Source organism: Ruminococcus sp. AM26-12LB (genome assembly GCF_003480785.1).
Classification (GTDB): domain Bacteria; phylum Bacillota; class Clostridia; order Lachnospirales; family Lachnospiraceae; genus Blautia_A; species Blautia_A fusiformis.
In genome coordinates this window covers 191,519-209,949 of record NZ_QUJX01000001.1, presented here as the reverse complement: position 1 = coordinate 209,949, position 18,431 = coordinate 191,519, and the positions used below count along the sequence as shown (strand labels likewise).

General features: G+C 43.3%; 23 protein-coding genes. 3 read left to right on the top strand and 20 right to left on the bottom strand.

From position 1 onward, the window contains the following. Positions 1–75: 75 nt before the first annotated feature. Both DW694_RS01010 and DW694_RS01005 read right to left on the bottom strand, forming a co-directional pair. Entirely contained in the window at positions 76–456 is a 381-nt protein-coding gene (locus DW694_RS01010; RefSeq protein WP_021652849.1) for a hypothetical protein, read from the bottom strand. Positions 457–534: 78 nt separating this feature from the next. Further along, positions 535–1,236: a 5'-methylthioadenosine/adenosylhomocysteine nucleosidase gene (locus DW694_RS01005; RefSeq protein ID WP_015525635.1), complete on the bottom strand. Its 702-nt coding sequence runs from the start codon at positions 1,234–1,236 to the stop codon at positions 535–537. A 174-nt stretch (positions 1,237–1,410) separates the two neighbouring features. Here DW694_RS01005 and DW694_RS01000 point away from each other — a divergent pair, with 174 nt between their 5' ends. Further along, entirely contained in the window at positions 1,411–1,659 is a 249-nt protein-coding gene (locus tag DW694_RS01000; RefSeq protein WP_015525634.1) for a TIGR03905 family TSCPD domain-containing protein, read from the top strand. A gap of 117 nt (positions 1,660–1,776) precedes the next feature. Here DW694_RS01000 and DW694_RS00995 read toward each other — a convergent pair whose 3' ends face one another. The 3 genes from DW694_RS00995 to DW694_RS00985 form a co-directional block, all read right to left on the bottom strand. Next, on the bottom strand, positions 1,777–3,393 hold the full coding sequence (locus DW694_RS00995; protein WP_118752410.1) for an MBL fold metallo-hydrolase: 1,617 nt from the start codon (positions 3,391–3,393) through the stop codon (positions 1,777–1,779). 355 nt (positions 3,394–3,748) lie between these two features. After that, complete coding sequence (locus DW694_RS00990) at positions 3,749–4,228, bottom strand: DUF6147 family protein (protein WP_118752409.1); 480 nt, start codon at positions 4,226–4,228, stop codon at positions 3,749–3,751. A gap of 66 nt (positions 4,229–4,294) precedes the next feature. Next, positions 4,295–5,134: a DUF4367 domain-containing protein gene (locus tag DW694_RS00985; protein ID WP_118752408.1), complete on the bottom strand. Its 840-nt coding sequence runs from the start codon at positions 5,132–5,134 to the stop codon at positions 4,295–4,297. A 92-nt stretch (positions 5,135–5,226) separates the two neighbouring features. Between DW694_RS00985 and DW694_RS00980 the strand changes: the two genes are divergently transcribed. Then, a complete protein-coding gene (locus DW694_RS00980) occupies positions 5,227–6,294 on the top strand; it encodes an undecaprenyldiphospho-muramoylpentapeptide beta-N-acetylglucosaminyltransferase (protein WP_092072263.1) in 1,068 nt (355 codons plus the stop codon). 64 nt (positions 6,295–6,358) lie between these two features. Here the strand turns inward: DW694_RS00980 and DW694_RS00975 are convergent, their stop codons facing one another. From DW694_RS00975 to DW694_RS00970, 3 genes are read right to left on the bottom strand one after another with little or no spacing between them, the layout of a single operon-like run. After that, the gene (locus tag DW694_RS00975; RefSeq protein WP_118752407.1) at positions 6,359–6,691 is read right to left on the bottom strand and encodes a hypothetical protein; all 333 of its coding nucleotides are present in this window, start codon (positions 6,689–6,691) and stop codon (positions 6,359–6,361) included. Between the two features lie 47 nt (positions 6,692–6,738). Further along, the gene (locus DW694_RS16795; protein WP_182465463.1) at positions 6,739–6,885 is read right to left on the bottom strand and encodes a hypothetical protein; all 147 of its coding nucleotides are present in this window, start codon (positions 6,883–6,885) and stop codon (positions 6,739–6,741) included. A 23-nt stretch (positions 6,886–6,908) separates the two neighbouring features. Further along, a complete protein-coding gene (locus DW694_RS00970) occupies positions 6,909–7,313 on the bottom strand; it encodes an HIT family protein (protein ID WP_015525628.1) in 405 nt (134 codons plus the stop codon). Between the two features lie 130 nt (positions 7,314–7,443). Here DW694_RS00970 and DW694_RS00965 point away from each other — a divergent pair, with 130 nt between their 5' ends. Beyond that, entirely contained in the window at positions 7,444–8,118 is a 675-nt protein-coding gene (locus DW694_RS00965; RefSeq protein ID WP_118752406.1) for a HAMP domain-containing sensor histidine kinase, read from the top strand. Here the strand turns inward: DW694_RS00965 and DW694_RS00960 are convergent. The 12 genes from DW694_RS00960 to DW694_RS00905 all read right to left on the bottom strand — a co-directional run bounded on the left by DW694_RS00960 (position 8,085) and on the right by DW694_RS00905 (position 18,219). Next, on the bottom strand, positions 8,085–8,687 hold the full coding sequence (locus DW694_RS00960) for a rhomboid family intramembrane serine protease (protein WP_118752405.1): 603 nt from the start codon (positions 8,685–8,687) through the stop codon (positions 8,085–8,087). The genes DW694_RS00965 and DW694_RS00960 overlap by 34 nt on opposite strands. Before the next feature lie 157 nt (positions 8,688–8,844). Beyond that, a complete protein-coding gene (locus DW694_RS00955) occupies positions 8,845–10,275 on the bottom strand; it encodes a DUF6382 domain-containing protein (protein ID WP_118752404.1) in 1,431 nt (476 codons plus the stop codon). A gap of 1 nt (position 10,276) precedes the next feature. Then, entirely contained in the window at positions 10,277–10,708 is a 432-nt protein-coding gene (locus tag DW694_RS00950; RefSeq protein WP_021652838.1) for a TadE/TadG family type IV pilus assembly protein, read from the bottom strand. Continuing rightward, complete coding sequence (locus tag DW694_RS00945; RefSeq protein ID WP_147420717.1) at positions 10,705–11,121, bottom strand: prepilin peptidase; 417 nt, start codon at positions 11,119–11,121, stop codon at positions 10,705–10,707. Before DW694_RS00945 ends, DW694_RS00950 begins: the two co-directional genes overlap by 4 nt. 11 nt (positions 11,122–11,132) lie before the next feature. After that, positions 11,133–11,726 carry a hypothetical protein gene (locus DW694_RS00940; RefSeq protein WP_286186713.1) on the bottom strand — a complete coding sequence of 198 codons (594 nt, stop codon included), beginning with the start codon at positions 11,724–11,726 and terminating at the stop codon, positions 11,133–11,135. Positions 11,727–11,927: 201 nt separating this feature from the next. Continuing rightward, entirely contained in the window at positions 11,928–13,421 is a 1,494-nt protein-coding gene (locus DW694_RS00935) for a DUF5702 domain-containing protein (protein WP_022426241.1), read from the bottom strand. A gap of 59 nt (positions 13,422–13,480) precedes the next feature. Further along, on the bottom strand, positions 13,481–13,666 hold the full coding sequence (locus DW694_RS00930) for a Flp1 family type IVb pilin (RefSeq protein WP_330364196.1): 186 nt from the start codon (positions 13,664–13,666) through the stop codon (positions 13,481–13,483). Between the two features lie 29 nt (positions 13,667–13,695). Next, a complete protein-coding gene (locus DW694_RS00925; RefSeq protein WP_021652833.1) occupies positions 13,696–14,721 on the bottom strand; it encodes a type II secretion system F family protein in 1,026 nt (341 codons plus the stop codon). Between the two features lie 9 nt (positions 14,722–14,730). Beyond that, complete coding sequence (locus DW694_RS00920) at positions 14,731–15,513, bottom strand: type II secretion system F family protein (protein ID WP_015525618.1); 783 nt, start codon at positions 15,511–15,513, stop codon at positions 14,731–14,733. After that, positions 15,510–16,700 (bottom strand): ATPase, T2SS/T4P/T4SS family, encoded by a 1,191-nt coding sequence (locus DW694_RS00915; protein WP_092071684.1) that lies wholly within the window; start codon positions 16,698–16,700, stop codon positions 15,510–15,512. Before DW694_RS00915 ends, DW694_RS00920 begins: the two co-directional genes overlap by 4 nt. After that, complete coding sequence (locus tag DW694_RS00910) at positions 16,697–17,710, bottom strand: hypothetical protein (RefSeq protein WP_021652830.1); 1,014 nt, start codon at positions 17,708–17,710, stop codon at positions 16,697–16,699. Before DW694_RS00910 ends, DW694_RS00915 begins: the two co-directional genes overlap by 4 nt. Beyond that, the gene (locus tag DW694_RS00905) at positions 17,707–18,219 is read right to left on the bottom strand and encodes a prepilin peptidase (RefSeq protein ID WP_118752401.1); all 513 of its coding nucleotides are present in this window, start codon (positions 18,217–18,219) and stop codon (positions 17,707–17,709) included. Before DW694_RS00905 ends, DW694_RS00910 begins: the two co-directional genes overlap by 4 nt. Positions 18,220–18,431: the final 212 nt, after the last annotated feature.

The following is an 18,431-nucleotide window of genomic DNA, read 5'->3' as shown; positions in this document are numbered from 1 at the left end:
TGGACAGATGTTGTGCGAACCAGTTTTGGTCGCTTCTGCCAGTATCACTGTATCGTTCATGGGTAAACCGCCATTTTAATACTCAGTGCGGAAACATTTTCTGCACCTTCTCCTCCTGCATCTTCGTCTGGAAATCTCCTGATACACCAGCACTTCGATCAGATCATCCAGGAACCCTCCTGGAATCTCCTGTACACTGGTATCTCCTTCCATCTGTCCTTTCACCTGGTGACAGATGTGATAGAGCATGAAACGATCCGGATATTCATCATACAGCCGGCTTCCCTCATAATCCAAAAGCTGACACTGTGCTTCCGCTTTTTCCTGGATCCTTCGGGCTGTATCCGGATAGTATGATCTCATCAGATCAAATTCCTTTTCCTGTTCTCTCTCTTCATTATAAAAACCAGGACTTCCCTGTGTAGCATAAAACGGATAAAAATCTGGATAGATCATAACTCTTCTGCTGTCCTCTCTCTACTATCTCTTACAGTATATGCAGAAGAAAAATGACGGTTCCCTCCAAAGTTCCGATCAGGCCATCCGTTTCAGCATTCCCTGGGTCAGACGTACGCTGTGCTCAATTGCAAGCTTTTCAAAAGCCGGATAATCCATGTTCGCACTATTATCTGCTTTATCTGAGATAGCACGGATGATCAGGAATGGAATCCCGTTAAGAGCTGCTGCCTGTCCGATCGCTGCGCCCTCCATCTCAACAGCATAGGCGCTGAATTCCTTTACAATATTATCTTTTACACCCTGATCACATACAAACTGATCTCCGGAAGCAATTCTTCCTTCAAAAACCCTGATCTCCGGATTTACTTCCTCGCATACATCATGTGCGATCTTACGAAGGCACTCATCTGCCTGGAAGGAAAACTCTTTCATCTGCGGGATCTGTCCCTTCGGATATCCGAATCCGGTTGCATCCATATCATGATGAAGAACATCTGTGGAAAGTACGATATCTCCAATATTGATATCATTGTTAAGGCTTCCTGCGATACCGGTATTGATCACCGCTTCCACCTGAAAGAGATCTGCCAGGATCTGGGTGCACATGCCGGCATTTACCTTACCAATCCCGGACTGTACCACAACTACCTTCTTTCCTTCCAGAACACCCTCATAAAAATCCATTCCGGCTCTGGTAGTAATGGATACATTCTCCATAACCTCTTTCAGTCTTGCTACTTCCTGTTCCATTGCTCCTATGATTCCAACACATTTCATGATCTGTAAATCCTCTCTTTCAATATGATATCCCGCTGAATTTCACAGTTTTTTCCGTTCAGCAGTATCTTTTTCTTTTTCTACATTGTTCATTATAACAAATTTTATTTTTTATGGAAACTTTTTTTGAGAGATGCTATAATCGATAAATAAACAGAACAGGAGGTAACCAGAATGGTTTATAAGACAAAAGGCGTCTGTGCTCAGGGAATTGAGTTCGAGATCGACGATAATAAAAAAGTTCACAATATCAAGTTTACAGGCGGATGTTCCGGAAACACACAGGGTGTTGCACAGCTTGCAGAGGGAATGGATGCAGATGAAGTGATCTCCCGTCTGGAAGGCATCCGCTGCGGATTCAAACCAACTTCATGTCCGGATCAGCTTGCAAAAGCCATCCGCCAGGCATTGAACGAAGGCTGATCTCACATAATCTTATTTTGTATATCGTATTTATCATCACCCTGCGAAAAATTTCCGCAGGGTGATTTTAGGATAATCTGACAAAATAATTGTTTCAATGTTATCTTTGTTATCCGGTTAAATGTCCGTTCTATCCCACTTGTCACACAGTGACTGGATATCTCTTGCAAAACGATCCAGATCTTTATTGGGGCAGCCTTCATTCTTCCGGATCACGGACATCAGGCGACGTCCCATAGCCAACAGCTTCTCATATGCACGGGCAGCCTTGGTTGTTTTCGGCGAAGCAGTTGCCTTTACGATCCGAACACCGACAGCCTCATGGATACACCGGTTCTCCAGAAGATCATATTCAGTTCCACTAAAGGGTGCTGTTGCATCATACCCAAGCTCTTCTTTAAGCCTCTGGGCAAAAATCTCCGTCACCGTATCATCACCATGCGTAACAAATACGTGTTTTGGTCTCGTCTCAAAGGCTTTCGCCCATTCTATAAGTCCGTTTACATCAGCATGACCGCTGATTCCCGGCATTTTGCATATTTCAGCAGCTACCTGCACAGTCTCACCAAACAGCTTCATCTCCACAGCACCTTCCAACAATGCCCGTCCCGGAGTTCCGATAGCCTGGTATCCAACAAAAAGAATGGTATTTCTGGGATTCCACAGATTGTGTTTCAGATGATGTTTGATACGACCAGCATCACACATGCCGCTGGCGGAAATGATCACCTTGCAGTTCTCATCAAAATTGATAGCTCTGGAATCATCGGTAGTAACGGAGGTCTTCAATCCCTGGAAGGATAACGGATTGATACCTTTATTCAAAAGATCCATTGCTTCCTCATCATAGCAGGTATATGCATTCTCACTGAAGATCGTAGTTGCCTCATTGGCAAGGGGACTGTCTACATATACCGTAAAACCATCATGGCCGTGAACCAGTCCCTGTTCTTTGATCTGTCGGATAAAATACAGCATTTCCTGAGTACGGCCTACTGCAAAGGACGGGATCACCAAACTGCCGCCTCTGTCAAAGGTCCTCTGGATGATCTCTGCCAGTATTGCCGGATAATCCGGACGTTCTCCATGACTGCGGTCTCCGTAGGTAGATTCCATCACAACATAATCTGCCTCTCGGATATATACCGGATCCCTGATCAGCGGCTGATTGATATTTCCGATATCGCCGGAAAAAACGATCTTTTCTGTTTTGTCCTCTTCCGTCATCCAGACTTCAATACTGCTGGAGCCAAGAAGATGTCCTGCATCCACAAATCTTACTTCGATTCCCTCTGCCGGTTTGATGATCTTATCATATGGGCATCTGACGAAGTTCCGGAGCACACCCATGGCATCTTCCATAGTGTATGCAGGAATAAATTCCGGTTTTCCTTCTCTCCGCCCCTTTCGGTTTCTCCACTCAGCCTCGAACATCTGGATATGTGCGCTGTCACGAAGCATGATATCGCAGAGATTACAAGTTGCCTCTGTCGCATAAATCGGACCCTGATAGCCTTTTGCATACAAGGCCGGAAGATTTCCGGAATGATCCATGTGTGCATGTGTCAGAAGCACAAAATCCAGATCACCCGGAGCCACCGGAAGCTCCTTATTTTCATAATAATCCGGTCCCTGCTCCATTCCATAATCCACCAGAAACTTCCGTCCTGCCGCTTCCAGATAATAACAGCTTCCAGTCACCTCATGCGTAGCACCGATAAATGTTATCTTCATGCACAAGCCCCCTTTTCCGTCCCACGTTCTGAAATTTCCATATCAAAAAAAGCCTGAAGGATCTCTCTGTGATATCCGATCATCCAGAAACGCTGTGATATACAATTCCAAGAAGAAATAATCGACTTTCTGTTTATTAACGGTTTGTTATTGTATTTATTATACACGAAATATATGTTTTTTGACAGTCTTTTTGTGAAATATGTTTCTTTTTTTAAGGGGATTTTTTTAGATTTTTTGATATTATTCAGAATTTTTAGACCTTCCCCAGCGAAGGTAATGTAAAGTTTACTGGATTTTTTATTTTTTTTTGGGGGTGTGGCATCGCTGGGGGGTGTGTTATTTTGTTGATTTATTATTTTACAAGAATACCATTGGTTAGAGTCCTTGTTGCCTCCTTGCTACCATCTTTCGCTGCATGATAGCCTCGTACACGATAATAATATCCACTTGGAACAATAACTGTAATATCTCTAACTAAATTACTTGCCTTTGATGCTGTAAAACTCCAGTTTTTATATGTAGAATATGTTCCATTTACTTTTCTTTCCAAGTAAACGTCCAAATAAACTTTATCGCATACATGATGACACTGAGTAATTCCCGTAATAATAACTTTATTACTTGCTAATTTCTTTATGGTTGTCGTTCCAAAATTTAAATTATTACCACGTAAAACACTATACGTTGTATCTTCAGCGTAATCCGCATCTGTATCTGTTTCCACTGAAAAATCATCTGATAAACTTTCTGCCATTGCAGGAACTGCAAATAACACACTGCAGCAACATACTAAAAGCAACATACTTATTATTTTTTTCATTTTCTCTTTCATGTAATGTCTTTCCTCCTTTAAACTTTCATTACAATATATATACGATTTTAAAGACATTTAATCGCGCTAAAACTTGATATTTTTTACTAATTTTATAAATTCACTTTGCTGCATCTTACCACTTATCTGATAAAATACTGAATCTTTCTCCCAATATGCCGCATAATTTTCCTTCTTGTCATTTTTATCTTGTATTTTCTTTATAGTGATATTGATATTTTCATTTTTCATCTTTATCGTTGCAATTTCTTTTCCGTCCAGAATATACGCCCCGCTTTTACGCTCATCCGAATAATCATTAATATATAACGTAACAATTTCCTGCCCATAATAATATTCCATTATTGCATATCCTGATTTAACATTAACGTTGTAACTTCTAAACTCAAAATTTTCAGGACGATACAATATCAGCGGTATGTCTAAATCCAGTTCTTCTTCAATATCATCTATCGCCGTCTGCTCATCTTCACATTCTTTCTCATTCGTTCTATCATTATCTACCACAATCTTCGTATCATCCCCAACCCAATACCTCACAGAATCAATAAAATAACTCCTGTTCGCCTGGCTGGTCATGCTTGCGGCGAAGATACCGGCTGAGCATACAAGTACTGCTGCCGCTACGCGAGCTGCTTTATGACTTTTCTTTTCGGGCAGATAAACGATTTTTACATTCTCTTTATGATCATCAGTTTTAATACTGTCAGTTTCGTCTTCTTTGTAAACACCATCTGCTTTCAGTTTTTCTACAAGCCTCTGATAAGCAGCCTTTGCCTCCTCTTCTGTTTCTCCATCATCAGGAATCACTCCATCTGGAAACAGGATTTTTTCCATCTCTTCGGTTTCTTTTTCATATTCTTCTGCCAACCATTTTTTCAGTTCAGCATCCCTGAAATTTTCCATTATTTTTCTCCTGTAATCCTATCTTTCCTTGACAATTCCTCCGTTAGAGTTCATATTTAATGATAGTATATGACTATTCAGGAGGAATCCAAATGAAACACATCGTACTTACCGGCGGTGGTACTGCCGGACATGTAACTCCAAATATTGCCCTGATTCCAAAGCTCAGGGAGCTTGGTTATAAGATTTCCTACATCGGTTCCTACGAAGGAATCGAAAAAAAACTGATCGAAGAACTTGGAATCCCATATTATGGAATCTCATCCGGAAAGCTGAGACGTTACTTCGATCTCAAAAACTTCTCTGACCCGTTTCGTGTACTGAAGGGATTCAGCCAGGCCAGAAAGATTCTGAAAGAGCTGAAACCGGACGTTGTTTTTTCTAAAGGCGGTTTCGTTACGGTTCCCGTTGTGATCGCGGCCAAACGTTTAAAAATCCCCGCATTGATCCACGAGTCCGACATGACTCCAGGTCTTGCCAATAAACTCTGTCTCTCTTCTGCATCCAGAATCTGCTGTAATTTTCCTGAGACAGTCGCCAATCTTCCAGCTGACAAAGCAGTTCTTACAGGAACTCCGATCCGCCAGGAACTTCTTTCCGGAAATGCGGAAAACGGTCGTAAATTCTGTGGTTTCACTGCTGACAAACCGGTACTTATGGTTATCGGTGGTAGTCTGGGAGCTGCTTCTGTCAATGATAATGTCCGCAAGATCCTCCCTGAACTTCTGAAGGAATTCCAGGTTGTTCATCTCTGCGGAAAAGGAAAAACCGATGAATCTCTCAACGGTACTGCCGGATACGTCCAGTATGAATATATCCAGGACGAGCTTCCGGATCTGTTTGCCATGGCTGATATCGTGATCTCCCGCGCAGGCGCTAACGCAATCTGTGAGATCCGCGAACTTCATAAGCCAAATCTTCTGATCCCGCTTTCTGCCAAAGCCAGTCGTGGTGACCAGATCCTTAACGCTCGATCCTTCGAACGCCAGGGCTTCAGTAAAGTGCTGGAAGAAGAGGAGATTACAGAAGAAAAGCTTCTGGAAACCATCCGCCAGCTCTATACCGATCGTCAGAAATATACAGATGCTATGGCAGGAAACGGCCAGGTAGATTCCATCAGTAAGATCACTGATCTTATTGAAGAATGCGCCAGAGCCTGACTATATTTCCACAACAGCCATATGAAAACTCTGCCACTCCCTTCCGGGCTGGCAGGGTTTTCTTTTATTCGTATACTTTGCGAAATTCTTCCTGCAGCCAGCGCTTCGCTTTATATATCCTGTTATTGACACCACTTTTCGTCAGACCATATTCTTCTGCAACTGTTTCAACGGAAATCTCCAGATATTTGACCTGAATTAAAATCTCATAATTTATCGGCTGTTTCTTTCGAAATCTTCTCAGCACCATATACATAAATTCTTTCTTCTCTTTACGCAGAAATACCTCTTCCGCATCGACCGAATTCTGTTCTTCCAGAAATGCCGCAACTTCTTCCTGACAGACAAACTCATGCTTGGAGCTTGATTTCTTTATATAATCCAAAGCCTTATTCATAGATGCCCTCTTGATCAGAGAAAACATCATCTTTTCATTATCAATATTCAGGCATCCTTTATAGTATACATTTTGTAAAGTACATCCTGACTGACATCATCAGCAGTACTCCAGTCATGGAGAACCCCATACGCATACCCTCTGGATATTTTTCGGTATTTAAGATAAAACTCTTCAAATGTCTGATTATTCATTTTTCCTCTTTAGTGGCTATTTGTCATTCTTTAATTTTCTTTAAGATTTCATCTCTCACCTCATCGCTGAGTTCTCCGGGTTTCCAGGTTAAACCAACACCATCTCCCTCATATCTCGGAATCAGATGCATGTGAAAATGAAACACAGTCTGTCCTGCGATCTCTCCATTGTTCTGCACAACATTAAATCCATCACAGTTCAGTGCATCTCTCAGCTTTCCTGCCATTTTTTTAGCCAAGATCATTGCTTTTCCGGCAGTCTCATCCGGAAGTTCATAAATATTCGCTGCATGCTTTTTCGGCAGGATCAATGAGTGTCCTTTGCTTGCCGGTCCCAGATCCAGAATCACGCGAAATTCCTCATCCTCATAAAGTGTTGCTGATGGAATCTCTCCATTTGCGATTTTACAAAATATGCAATCTCCCATTATTTTGTCCTCCTTGTTTGCAAAATTATTTTATCTATATTCTTATTTTGTCGTATTTTCTCGAATTTTTCAATACTGTTCTTGTTGATATTTGAAATTTCTGATGTTAATATTTTTTCGAGGTGATAATATGTGCAACGATACTACAGTCAGTAAATTGAAAAACGATTTTCATTATACACTTTCAAAATTTTCACATGAACTCCGGAATCCTCTGACTCTTATTAACAGCGGACTCCAGATGATCGCATCTGCACATCCTGAGATCAAAGAATATGAGCACTGGGATGATGTTATGGATAATCTTGATTATGTAAAAGAACTTCTTGATGAACTTTCTGCATTTAATAATGCAGGCCATGTCAAAAGAGAAAACATTGACACCTGCAGCTACCTCCGAACAATCCTTTCCTCCATAAAACCTACTCTGGATTATCTGGAGATCACACTTGAAACAGATATTCCGGATTCATTGCCATCGATGGCTCTTGACCGGATCCGTGTCCGGCAGATGCTTCTGAATCTTCTGAAAAACGCATGGGAAGCCGTTCCCATTCCCGGAGGAAAGATTTCTTTTTCTGTCATTCCGGAAAATTCCGGCATCCGCATTGATATCCGGGATAACGGATGTGGAATCTCAAAGGAACAGCAGACTACGATATTTCAGCCATTTTTTACAACCAAAGAATCCGGGACCGGCCTTGGCCTTGCTGTTTCAAAACAGATCGCTCAGGCACACAGTGGAGACATCACGCTTGAGAGCGCTCCCGGTCAGGGAACTGTTTTCCATATTTTTCTGGGATGATAAAGAATTACAGCGATCAGGAAACCACTCAACAAACCGCCTATATGCGCTACGTTATCCACGCCTTCACTTGCAAATCCGAAATACAGTGAAAATGCGGCCATGATCAGCATCTGTCTGACAGTCAGATCCGCCACTCTTCCTCTGTGCCGTATGATCACATAGATCATACCGCCCATGACTGCAAAAACAGCTCCGGAAGCTCCTGCAGATAAAGAAGCGTTTCCTGCATACATATCAAAAAACAAAGAGAGCATATTTCCGCCCAGACCACCAAATATATAGATCAGAAAAAATTTTATCTTTCCTGTTACCGGTTCCAGCCTCTGGCCAAGCACAAACAGAACCAGCATATTATTAATCAGATGTGGCGCACCAAAATGCAGAAACATACTGCTAAACAGCCGATACCACTGTCCCTGGTCCAGGATCAGTGGTGCATAAGCAGCACCGCAGTCCAGCATATGCTGCCCGTTCTCCGAGCCGCCGGTAAATTCCACCACAAGAAAGATCAGCGTATTTATGAGGATCAGTAAAACTGTCACAGGTTCTTTTTTTATTTCTTCCAATTCCGGCCTCTTTCCACAGCGGTTCCGGAAATATTTCCCATAACTCGCTGTTATAATCTGAAAATTCGAATTTATTTCATTATTTTAACAGATTTTCATCAGGCAGACAACCTACGGTCCTATGTTAGTACGATACAAAACCGGATTTTTCGCTCTGTTATTTCAAAAAAATATAACGGGCCTGTGCAAAATCGACTTCATCCTCATCCTCCAGTAAATAATCTTCTCCTGTTTTCAGAAGCTGTCCATTTACAGAAGTCCCATTTCTGGAGTTCAGATCTGCCAGATAATATGCCCCCTCCCTTTTTCGGATCTTAGCATGGATCCTGCTGACAGTTGGTATATTGATCACTGCATCCGCCGCAGTTTCCAGTTTTCCGATCACTGTGATATCTTTTTCCAAATAAATGGTAGCCAATTCCCCCGGTTCCCGGCTTACTAATGTAGCAGGACCTTTGGATGCACCTACCGAAAGAACTACTGTTTCACCAAATCCATCTAAAAAATCTTCCGCTTTTGTCGGGATATTTTTTTTGATCTTTTCCAGTTCTTTTCTGCTGTCACCGGCATTGCTCCCTGACAGCGTGCCAGATTCTTTCTGATCTTCAGAATATACAGCTGCCTCTTTTTCCGCCGCACCATATTTCTGCTCAGGCACCGGCGTATCCAGTTTTTTCTTTTTTCCACAGACTTTTTTGATCAGAATATAGCTCAGCATCCCCAGTATCATTGCTGCAAGAATTCCCAGAAGAAAAATTTCTTTGCTTATTCTTGGAATATATCCGCCGGCCATTCCTGCCGTAATTCCCAGAAGAAGCACCAATGCTGCACCAAATCCAGCCACTGGCTTCCATATTTTGTTTGTTTTCCGCTTCTGTGAGTCCGCTGAAGATTTTTTCTGTTTTTCATTTCCGGACACACTGGCTCTTTCCCAGCCTTCCACCTGCCACAGATCCTCTGCTTTTTCCTCCTCTGTCATCCTGTTTTCTTCCTGGACCACTGTTTTCTTTTTTTCATATGGAGAAAAATCTTCCTCGTCGCTGTTACATATTTTATATAACTCTTCCTTGATGTATTCCAGATGAAAGCTGTCCTCCAGTGCACGTCTGTATACATTATATCCCAACATGACCGCTTTTCCGTCTTCATGATCCAGCTTTGGAAGGATATACTCCGCAAGACTCTGAAACTGTTTCTGTATTTCCCCATGAAATCCCGGAAGATAACAAAATCGGACACTTTTTCTTTCCGCATCCAGGTAGATATATTCCGGTTCCAGGATCAGCTGACAGGGATTCAAAAGATACTCGGACATTTCTTCCATGATCTGTATAAAGCCTCCCAGTATCACCTGGAGCGACTCCAGATCCATCTTTTTTTCCTCAAAAAGTGCAGTCATGGAATGCCTGGAAGTTATATCATAATACACCATGAATTTTCCGTCGATTCCCTGTATCCGACACTGAAGAAGATCAGGCACAGCATTGGCCACGATCATCCTTACCTGGTAAGAATCTGTATCGATCCTCTCTTCTCCTGTCAGGATCAGGTAATTATGATTCATATCTCTTTTATATTCCGTTCTCATTTTATGGCGTCACCTCTCCCAGCATATCCACAGTTCCTTTTACCTTGCGGATCCATCCCACAGGCCGCAGAGGCTTTGCCTTACCACTGACTTCCAGCTTCCATTTCTGCCCCAGGAACCCGGCAGGTACTTCCAGTCTGTAAGTTACTTTCACAGTTTTTCCTGCATTTGTCTGCATGCTCAGATTCTCTCCTCCCGGCAGCCCGATATCTCCCAGCATTCTACCCTGTATATCCGCCTTTTCATATATGTTCCCTTTCTTTTTATATCCTTCCATACTGCCGCTGACTGCTGCCTCATAAGCTGCCGCAGTGAGATATGCTCTGTCATGTACAAAAAAATCCAGATACAGCACTCCGATCAGTATCATAAGCACCAGAGGCATGAGCAATGCAGCTTCTATTGTAAAGCTCCCCTTTTTTATTTTTCTCACAAAAATATCCCTCCCAAATATCCGATCAGCAGAAACGGTACAAAAGGAATTTCCTCACTTCGACTCTTTTTTAGCATAAGATACTCAATGCCTGAGTAGATTCCGCACAACAATAATGCACCACAGAGGATCCCTGCCAGTTCTACGGCTCCCAGCACAGAGCCCATTGTCAGTATCAGCAATCCGTCTCCAAATCCGACCATTCCTCCACTGATCAAAGCGATCAAAATTATAAATACTCCGATTCCCATGGAAATAATCCCTGCCGGCCAGAGAAGCCCCTGCCTGATCCGCCACAGGATCCCGCCTGCCAGAAATATAAAAAGCACCGGTAAACAGATTTCTTTTTTTCGGATATCTGTCCAGGTATTAATTACAAGAAGTACAGTCATGCAAATTTTTACACTGCTCATGATCTCTCCCTTCAGCCACATCGTCCGCAAGCACTCATTTCACCGGAAACCTCTGTTTCTTTCACCATCCGTACAGATCGTTTCAATGCGCTGCAGCTTTCCTTGTTATGAAAACGGTTACTCTTTTTTGTGATATATACCACTCCGGCCGGTTCCTGCCCACGACTGCACAGCTCACAGGCCTGATACTTTTCTCCATATGCATTTTTTAAAGCTTTAACCGAAGAGCCTGATATCTGCTGAACAGACAGATTCAGATAACTGCACCCCAGTTTTCTGTGATACACACTTCCTGATTCTGTCACATACACCATAGGCTGGCTCTCCACTGTATCCTTTCCATTTTCGTATATCACACCATTCCACGTATGAACCTTTACCGTATTATGGAACCATATTTTAGGAAGCGGGATCAGACCGCCTATGGGCTGATAGGAATATACGTCCGGCAATGTGATCGTTTCTGTACCTGAACCGCCGGCACCATACGCATACATACCTGCTTCCTTTGCTTTCTGGCACAAGCCGGTCAGATGCTCCGTCTGTACCTTGTAAATATCCATAAAAGAAAGCAGCGTGATCACTCCGAAAAAAAACAGCGGCAAAACCATCGCAGTCTCCAGGGTAAGACTTGCTTTTTTCAGAAAGGTGCACAGGGATACTTTTCCAGAAAGCGTTTTCCGGCTTATCGGGGAAAGCAGGAAAAAAGCTCTTCGAGAGCGCCTTTCTCTTTTTTGATCCAGTCTGTTTATCTGATTTTTATCTTCTTTTTCTTTCTGAAAAAGCATCCCTGTACACCTCTCTTTCTATTCATACGCATACTGACGTGTAACTGTAAATATTTTCCGTCTGTTTGCTTTTACATCTGCAGACGCTTCCATGGCAGTGATGCAGTGATCCATCTGAAAACCTGGTCTTTTTCCCTTTTCACGTACAGAGCACTCGATCATGTCCATTCCTCTCAGAACTTTATCCTGTTTTCCTTTCGCCATAAGCAGAACCTGAAGATAATCCTCATAAGACATTCCATTCCCTGCATCCTTTCTTGAAGAATCCAGTTTGTCCAGGATATTGGGCAGATTACTCAAAGACAGCTGCCAGTCTGAGGAGTTTTTTATAAGAGGTACATGTCCTCCTGCAAAAAGTTCCCGGACATCCAGAATACTCTCCGCAAATGCCCAGCAAAAAATCAGTGCCGCTTCGATCACTGCTGCCGCCGGTGGGATCAGAAAACCTGATGCAATCGCCAGCGCCAGTGTTTCAACCTGTATCCGTTTTCCACCATCTGAAAGCAGATACGCCATGTTAACCCCCTGACGGATCACCAGAAGTTTTCCTGCCACGGACTTCAGATTTTCCCGATCACTGTTCTTCCCTCCAAGAATATATTCCACCTGATAATTCAACCCTGCCGCTGCCGGTCTTCGATAATTTCCCAGTTTCTTTAGCAGATACTGTCCAAACAATATTCCGGACGTATACGAATTATCGGATCGTATATCCGTATCCAACATTAGTCCTGTCTGGAGCTTTCTTCCGGATGTAAGGCTTTTTCTGTCTGTAACCGCATCCGATATTCCCCGTTCGGATGGTACTACCAGATCAAGAAGTCCCATTTTACGGACTCTTCTGATGATCGGAATAGGATTTTCCACGCTTTCATCAACACCACCGGTAAAATCATCCCCATTTCCTGCATCCGAAAAATCTCCCTGGTTTTTTTGTTGTTCCTGTTCTTTTTTTGCTTCTTCGCTCTTCTGCGCGGCGTCCGTAATAGCAGAATCATAGGAATCCAACGTTCCTTTATTTTCTGCCTGTTCTCCTTTTTTCTCTGCATCCTCTGTCTTCTTTTCCTGATCCTTCAGTTTTCCGAGAAGAGTCTGTACCCCCTGGCTTCCCAGAGTTTCACGCATATACTGAACAGCCTGCTGGTAAAAAATCTCGCCTTTTCCGTCGCTCAGAAGCTGATAACCATTAAATCCGCCCTGGAGAAGCTCCAGTTTCTGACTGTTCTGTTTCAATACAGGTTTCATATAAGTCTGAAAATCATCATATACAGAAGCCATATCCAGTTCTTCTTTTCCACCTGCATACAGTGCAAACAGCTCATAATCTTCCAAAAGCGTTCGGTCATACTGTCCAAATAAGGAATATAAGCCAATATCCATACTGTTAAGTATCTGTGTCCTGGCAGCTGCCATGCGTACAGATTCAATGCTGGCACACACAAGAGAAAGAACCAGGCTCAAGATCAGAGCCAGAAAGATCGTAATGCTGCCTTTTTTCACATTTCCTGCCAAGGGGTACCTCTCCTTTCCAAAACGAAAATATCAGCAGATATCACCGTTTTTTCTTATTTTCAGATCGTATTGCTTTGTTTTGTGATTTTTGTAAGGATTTTTTTAACAAGTGCTGTAAGCTGTTCCTTAAAGATGATGACCAGACTGATCAGAACCACCAGAATCAGGATGATCTCCACAACACCCACCGCATCCTCTTCCATCGCAAATTCTTTTACATACTTCCACATATTTTCATTTGTCACCTCACATTTCCTTTCTCTGTTCTCCAGTCCTACCCTCCGTAAAAGGAAAGGCATGCCGGCAGCATGATCACCGCCATCACCACCAGGAGCATCAAGACCATCGGAAGAAGCAGTTTTGTTGCTGCTGTATCTCCCAGTACTCTTGCTTTTCTTTTTCGCTCCTCCCAGGCTTCCACGGATTCCTTTTCCAGCAGATCGGCCAGATACCTGCTTCCTTTCTGGAGGTTCTGGATCAGTAGTGTTGACAGAGTTTTATACTTTACCTGTCCGCACCGTTCTCCAAATCTCCGGTAAGCCTCTGCTTCGGAAATCCCACTGTCCATCTCATAACAGGCTACTCGGATTTCTTCGTAAGCCTCACGTTTTTTACCATCTTCTCTCTTTCCGTAATCCAGTGCTATTTTCTGGAACGCTTTTCTGGCAGTTAAGCCTGCCTGCACCAGAAGGGTAAATTTCATGATCAGTCCTGGGTAATCCATCAGCATCTGTTCTCTTCTTTTTATCTGAGCATTCTGTTCTTCCCGTTTTTTTGCAATGACAGCTGCTGCCGCTGCTGCCAGACCAAGAGCTGAAAGCAGGTTTCCTGTTTTGTCTTTTGGCTGCTCCCATTCAAGATGTTTTCCATTCCATTCATCTGGAAGATAATAGTACTGCGGATCGTTTTTTTTCTGATTATATTGTACGATCATGTCCTGCAGCTCTTTCTCGCGCTGCTGTTCTTCGCTAAGTTCTGTTTCCGGTTCTTCTTCGGATCCTTCTGTTTCTTTTTCCGGCACCTGCACATACAGGGAACCGGCTTCTTCTCCGTCTACAGATACTTTGAATTTCTCTTCATAAGCACCTGTCTCCTCTTTTTCCATACGGTATCCGGATGAATAAACCTTATCTCCGCCACTTTGAAATGTCAGGAGCATACCGATGATATTTCCGGTAAGCGCTATCCGTATAAACAGTTTCTTTTCTTCCGGATTTCCGGCTTCCGGAGGCAGCCGCCCCATTTTTCCTGCCAGAAACACCCCAAGGATCACCATAAATATCAAAATATGTATCCACATTATCCTCACCTACACTTCTATGTCTACAATCTTCACACCCAGCCAGTAAGACAAGCCATAGATCACCATGCAAACTGTCATGGCACAGATTCCGAAAGGATTCCCATAAAGTACATCCAAAAATCCCGGCGAAGTCAGTTTCAGATAGCAGATGATACCGGCCGGCATGATACTCATAACCATCTGTTCCGATTTCTTTGCGGCCAGCGTTGCCTCGATCTCTTTTTTTACCTCGATCTTATCACTAAGCATTCTGGCTACTTTCTGGATCACCTGCGTCATATCCCCGCCTGTTCTTTTTGCTGTATAAAATACTGCTGCAAAATTTTCAATATCTTCCACTCCGCTGCGTTTTCCCAGATCCAGGAACAGCTCTTCCACCGGAACACTCAGACGCAGCTGGCTTTCGATATACCGAAATTCATCCAGGATATCACTTCCCTTTTCATAAAGTCTCCCCAGATCCTTTACACTGGCACGCACCGCATTCTCCGCGGAATAGCCGGCCTGTACCGCCACATTCATGGCCGTCAGAGCATCCCGGAACTGATAATTCAGCTCCCTCTGCTGCCGTGCAGTGCATTTTTTCCTCTGCATTTTCAGAAAAAGCACTGGTATTGGAAGCATAAACAGCAACACAGGAAGGCTCTGATAAAACAGATAGTCGGCTACAGCGCATACGGCAGCTCCCTCCAGAAGATACTTTGCGGTCTCCTTCCCCGTAAAATGATACATCCTGTAATCTTTCCTCGTAGATCTCCATTTCTGATTCTTTCCTTTCCGCTCTTTCATAGTCTGATTCCTGCCCGTTTCATTTTTTCACAATGCAAAAGTTCTCCGGTTTTTACAAGTCCCTTTCCTTCTTCCCAGCGATACAGCGGCCTGGTCTGGATCTCTCCGTTTTCAAATCCACATACTTCTGTGATTTCCAACAGCTTTCTGCTTTTATCCCGCATACGCCCGAGATGTACCAGAATGTCTACCCCGGAAGCGATCTGCCTTCGGATTGCTTCCAGGGGAAGATCGATTCCCATCAATGTCATCGTTTCAATTCGGGAAAGCATATCCTGACTGCTGTTTGCATGAAGTGTTGAAAGGCTTCCATCATGTCCCGTATTCAGGCTCTGCAGCATATCCACTGCCTCTCCTCCACGGACTTCCCCTACAATTATCCTATCCGGTCTCATTCGAAGGGCTGACCGGATCAGATCTCGGATCGTTACTGACACCGCGCCCGCCATATTGGCCATTTTTGCCTCCAGACATACCAGGTTATCAATTCCCCGGATCTTAAGCTCCGCATTATCTTCAATGGTGATCAGGCGCTCATCTTTTGGAATATATTCTGTAACAGCTCCAAGGAATGTTGTTTTTCCACTGCCTGTACCTCCACCGATCACAATAGAATATCTTGCCTGAACAAGTTTTTTTAAAAACTGTGCACATTCTTCGGTGATGCTTCCAAAAGCGATCAGTTTTTCCATTGTGATAGGATCATCCGGAAAACGACGGATCGTCAGGATCGGACCATTCAGAGCAACCGGATAAACCACTGCATTCACACGTGCTCCGTTTTCCAGCCTTGCATCTACAATGGGCATGGACTCGTTGACAACCCGGTTACAGCGCCCTACGATCTGCTGGATCACATCCTCCAGCTTCTCTTCTGACGTGAAGACCTTATTCCATCTGGTCAGTTTTCCTCCACGTTCCACAAAAATATGATCCGGACCATTTACCATGATCTCCGTAACACTTTCATCATCGATCAGTTCCTGCAGAACATCCAGCTTGCGCACAGAACAGAACAGCTCCTGTCTGAGCTCTACTTTCTCCTTCAGTGAAAGAAACAGTTCCCTTGCCTGAGTTAATATCAGTTCATCGATCACCCCCAGGATCTCATCATCGGACAGCTCTCTGGAAACATCCAGCTGTTCCATGAGCAGATCATACATTTCCCGGAATTTTTCTCTGTTCATGACCGCTCCTTTCTCAAAAGTTCACGGATATAATCTCCCAGTTCACTCCAGACCAGCTGTTCTACGTAAGCGTCAGAAGAGATCCTATCCATATGAAAGGGCAGATGCACCTTTTCTGTTTTTTCCAGGATCTTTTCTTTATTCCAGATACGCAGAAGATTTTCGAATTGTGTCACCTTACAGACAGAAAGTGTGTCATTCAAAACCGGCATATAGATTTTTCTGCACATTTCCAGAAGCCGGAAATCCTCATCTCCATTTTCTCCCATATCCAGGATCAGCACTTCATAGGAACTGTGAAGTACGATCTCCTGCAACAGCCGCTCCCAGTCTTCCCAGTCCACGGTCCGGATATCTGAAGGTGTTCTTACAGGCGGTATAAAATCCAGATTGTTTACTGTCTGGATCATTCCGTTCATTCTATGGATCAGGTTTTCATTTCCCTGGCGAACATAATAAAACAGATCACTCAGATTAGCCGGAAATTTTTTCCCAAGAAGTTCCTCAAAACCAGAATAGGATTCCAGATTCAGATAAAGAACAGCACGTTCTTTCGCCAGTATCTGTCCCAACGCAAGTGCAAAGGATGTCTTCAGACATCTGCCAAGAGGAGAAAAAACACCGATGATCTCCATTGTCTTTTTCAACACAGGAAAAGTTACCGGATCAAGAGACTTCTCTTCTCCATAGCAAGCCATCACCTCCCTTATCACATCTGAGGAAGATTGATATTTATACACACTTGAATACTGATCCAGTTCCGGAGGATGCACACCCTCTGAAAGAATGATGATCTTTCCGATACCAAGGTCACGGACTTCTTTTCGCATTGCTTTATCGGAAATCAGCAGCAACTCAATATGATTTTCTTTTCCGTAGGCAATGAGACTTTCCGCCGTGGTAAATGCCTGGATCTCAAACGGAAGATTCTTTTTCTGGTTCAGATAATCCATAAAATTGAAAGCATAATCCACCTCCAGATCACAGACCGCAAATATGTTTTTCTTCAATACACACCTCCTGCATAAAGCACCACACTCAAAAATATGGGTACCGTAAAATGAAAGTTCTCCGGAAAGCTCATCCCCTTTCTGTAATAAGGACGTATCTCACCGGTACAGTAAAACTCATTCATATACTGATATAAATAAAGGAATCGTCGGCGGATACCGCCTGTAGAAATAAGAATTGCCAGAGAAATGCCTGCACCTGCAAGCAAAGAATAAACAATACATTCCATAACTGTCCGCGGCCCCATGATTCCGCCAAGTGCGCACAGAAGCTTGATATCTCCGGCGCCGATCATATGGAATATAAAAAGAATTCCCAAAAGAAGCACCGGCACAGCCACTCCTGCCAAAAAGATCACTCCACCTTTCGGCCCGTTTTCTGTGATCTGGATCAGGAAACCGATCATAAAAGAAAAAAGGATCCATCCATTGTCTACAGATGCATCTTTAAGATCCATCCAGACCGCCATCGCAGATATCACCACGGATAATTCTCCATAAAGAAACATACACGCCCCCTTTCCTTCTTAAGATATATGTTTATTCAGTTATGATAAAAATGGGATTTCCCGCCTGACCTGGCGGTGATCGATACCAGAAGATCTCTGGTGAAATTAATTATAGAATTTCAGGAGCATTTTGTCCAGCATTTTCGTTCGACAAATTCTGACACGAATTTTGCTGTCATCTGCTCCTGAAATTCTTTTTATCTTTTTATTTT

Bases quoted from the DNA above. Each gene is read 5' to 3' on its own strand.
- DW694_RS00905 (WP_118752401.1), bottom strand. From the start codon at position 18,219: ATGTTTCTTTATGGAGAATTATCCGTGGTGATATCTGCGATGGCGGTC.
- DW694_RS00990 (WP_118752409.1), bottom strand. From the start codon at position 4,228: ATGAAAGAGAAAATGAAAAAAATAATAAGTATGTTGCTTTTAGTATGT.
- DW694_RS00925 (WP_021652833.1), bottom strand. From the start codon at position 14,721: ATGTGGATACATATTTTGATATTTATGGTGATCCTTGGGGTGTTTCTG.
- DW694_RS00945 (WP_147420717.1), bottom strand. From the start codon at position 11,121: ATGAGCAGTGTAAAAATTTGCATGACTGTACTTCTTGTAATTAATACC.
- DW694_RS00985 (WP_118752408.1), bottom strand. From the start codon at position 5,134: ATGGAAAATTTCAGGGATGCTGAACTGAAAAAATGGTTGGCAGAAGAA.
- DW694_RS00970 (WP_015525628.1), bottom strand. From the start codon at position 7,313: ATGGGAGATTGCATATTTTGTAAAATCGCAAATGGAGAGATTCCATCA.
- DW694_RS00980 (WP_092072263.1), top strand. From the start codon at position 5,227: ATGAAACACATCGTACTTACCGGCGGTGGTACTGCCGGACATGTAACT.
- DW694_RS00915 (WP_092071684.1), bottom strand. From the start codon at position 16,700: ATGAACAGAGAAAAATTCCGGGAAATGTATGATCTGCTCATGGAACAG.
- DW694_RS01000 (WP_015525634.1), top strand. From the start codon at position 1,411: ATGGTTTATAAGACAAAAGGCGTCTGTGCTCAGGGAATTGAGTTCGAG.
- DW694_RS00955 (WP_118752404.1), bottom strand. From the start codon at position 10,275: ATGAGAACGGAATATAAAAGAGATATGAATCATAATTACCTGATCCTG.
- DW694_RS01005 (WP_015525635.1), bottom strand. From the start codon at position 1,236: ATGAAATGTGTTGGAATCATAGGAGCAATGGAACAGGAAGTAGCAAGA.
- DW694_RS00965 (WP_118752406.1), top strand. From the start codon at position 7,444: ATGTGCAACGATACTACAGTCAGTAAATTGAAAAACGATTTTCATTAT.
- DW694_RS00995 (WP_118752410.1), bottom strand. From the start codon at position 3,393: ATGAAGATAACATTTATCGGTGCTACGCATGAGGTGACTGGAAGCTGT.
- DW694_RS01010 (WP_021652849.1), bottom strand. From the start codon at position 456: ATGATCTATCCAGATTTTTATCCGTTTTATGCTACACAGGGAAGTCCT.
- DW694_RS16795 (WP_182465463.1), bottom strand. From the start codon at position 6,885: ATGAATAATCAGACATTTGAAGAGTTTTATCTTAAATACCGAAAAATA.
- DW694_RS00920 (WP_015525618.1), bottom strand. From the start codon at position 15,513: ATGAAAGAGCGGAAAGGAAAGAATCAGAAATGGAGATCTACGAGGAAA.
- DW694_RS00975 (WP_118752407.1), bottom strand. From the start codon at position 6,691: ATGAATAAGGCTTTGGATTATATAAAGAAATCAAGCTCCAAGCATGAG.